This is a genomic window from Pedobacter sp. 01N416, assembly GCF_056399685.1.
In genome coordinates this window covers 1-1,804 of sequence record NZ_JBFTRT010000782.1, presented here as the reverse complement: position 1 = coordinate 1,804, position 1,804 = coordinate 1, and the positions used below count along the sequence as shown (strand labels likewise).

4 protein-coding genes are annotated in these 1,804 nt (G+C 37.4%); all 4 read right to left on the bottom strand.

Translation table 11 applies throughout. From position 1 onward, the window contains the following. Positions 1-339 (bottom strand): aminotransferase class III-fold pyridoxal phosphate-dependent enzyme (locus tag AC1DND_RS27095; protein ID WP_477585861.1); only part of this gene is annotated, 339 nt, incomplete at its 3' end. Between the two features lie 70 nt (positions 340-409). After that, the gene (locus AC1DND_RS27090; RefSeq protein WP_477585859.1) at positions 410-850 is read right to left on the bottom strand and encodes a hypothetical protein; all 441 of its coding nucleotides are present in this window, start codon (positions 848-850) and stop codon (positions 410-412) included. 88 nt (positions 851-938) lie between these two features. Beyond that, on the bottom strand, positions 939-1,595 hold the full coding sequence (locus AC1DND_RS27085) for a hypothetical protein (RefSeq protein ID WP_477585857.1): 657 nt from the start codon (positions 1,593-1,595) through the stop codon (positions 939-941). Between the two features lie 33 nt (positions 1,596-1,628). After that, positions 1,629-1,804 (bottom strand): RNA polymerase sigma factor (locus AC1DND_RS27080; RefSeq protein WP_477585862.1); only part of this gene is annotated, 176 nt, incomplete at its 5' end.

The window sequence follows — 1,804 nt, the reverse complement described above, 5'->3', positions numbered from 1 at the left end:
TTCTACAGCCTCGGTTCCTGAGTTTAAAAAGTAGGTGCAGCTTAAGCTTTCAGGTAAAATATCGGCAAGGGCTTTGGCAAAATTTACCTGAGGCGTTTGTACATATTCGCCATAAACCATTAGGTGCATGTAGGTTTCCGCTTGCTCCTGAATGGCTTTCACCACCACAGGATGGCAATGGCCAACATTACTTACGCCGATACCGGCAATAAGATCGATGTGTTTTTTGTTTTGGGCATCGTAAATGTAGATTCCTTTTGCCCTTACAAATTCRAGCATAAGCGGCGCTGGAGAGGTTTGTGCATTGTGTTGTAAAAACAACTGACGTTGGGTAAGCATGGCACAAAAGTACGGAAATGAAAGAGTGCTTTAAAACAAAAAAGACCTACATTGCTGTAAGTCTTTTTATTTATTGCCTCTGGCCGCCTTTAAATCTATTGAGTAACTCGCGTTTAAAACCTTCCTGCGCCCGGTAAAACTTTCCAACAATTTTTATCGGCAATACAGCTTTAAGTTTGTTGTAGTATTTTTTATCGAGATTGAGGTCTTTTTGCTTGAAGTCGAATTCGCTGGTAATTAAACTTTGCACCTGTGCATCGGTTAGATTATCTATTTCAGTTGTTTTTCTGAAAGAGATCATTTTCTGCATGCGTTCTTTGCGCAAAGCGTTTTGCTCTGCCTGCATATCGTTATAAATCGGCCAGAAAATTTTAGCCTCTTCTGGTGATAGGTCCAGTTTTTGAGTGAAAAAAGCTATTTTAAGTGATTCTATTTCCTCTCCCTTTGGTTTTTGTGCCAACAGGGTTGTGGGTAATAAAAACATTAAAGCAACAAAAAGTAAATTCTTCATTTTCATCAATTTGTTATTGTTTTCAATAGTGATGAAGCTATCATGATTTGGTATGTATTTTATTCGGTAAATCATGATGGTTCCTTAATTAATTATTTAGTTCCTGAGATAAATCACTTGATGAGAAATTACTCAAGATGTAGTTTTCCATTTCTGTATCTGACGCAGAAGTAGTTTTTATATTAGATGATGTAGTATTTTGCGCTTCTAAATGATCGATGATCGTACTTTCGTCAATATCATATAATAGCTGTTCGTTTATTGCTTCTGCAGATTGTGTTTGCTGAACAGCAGTAGTTGAGCCGTTCTGGTAAAAATAAACACCAAACGAAGCCATTAATAAGAAACAGGCCGCGCTTGCGTATTTAACAATGTTGCGCCTCCATAAAGGAATAATTTTGGTCTCTTTTTTAGGTTCCGATGCCGCAATTCTATCAGCAATTCTACTCTGCAGGCTGTCGAAATAATTTTCAGGTACTGCAAAGGCCTGTTCTGCTTTAGGCAATTCGGACAGCGCAATTTGGGTTTGTATGCGTTCCGTTAAATCTTCAAAATAATTCTGCGGAACTTCAAAATTATTGTTACTTGTTTTCTGTTTCAACCCATCCAAAAAGGCAGCAGAAAAAATAGCCTCATCACAATTTTCGAAATATCCATCAGGAACGGAGAAAGGATTGCGTTTCCCCATTGCCGCAAGTGCAGGGGCTTCCTTCATCCAGTCGTTATTTTCTATATTTTCGTTCATCACAGATATATGATACAATTAAAGTGAAAAGGTTTAATAGTCTATTTCATCATTTGTAATAAAAGCTTCAATTTTTTTTGCAGCGATGTGAAATGATGCTTTTAAAGCCCCTACAGAGGTACCTAACACTTCCGAAATCTCTTCATATTTCATATCGTCGAAATATTTCATGTTGAAGATAATCCGTTGTTTTTCAGGCAGGGTAAGGA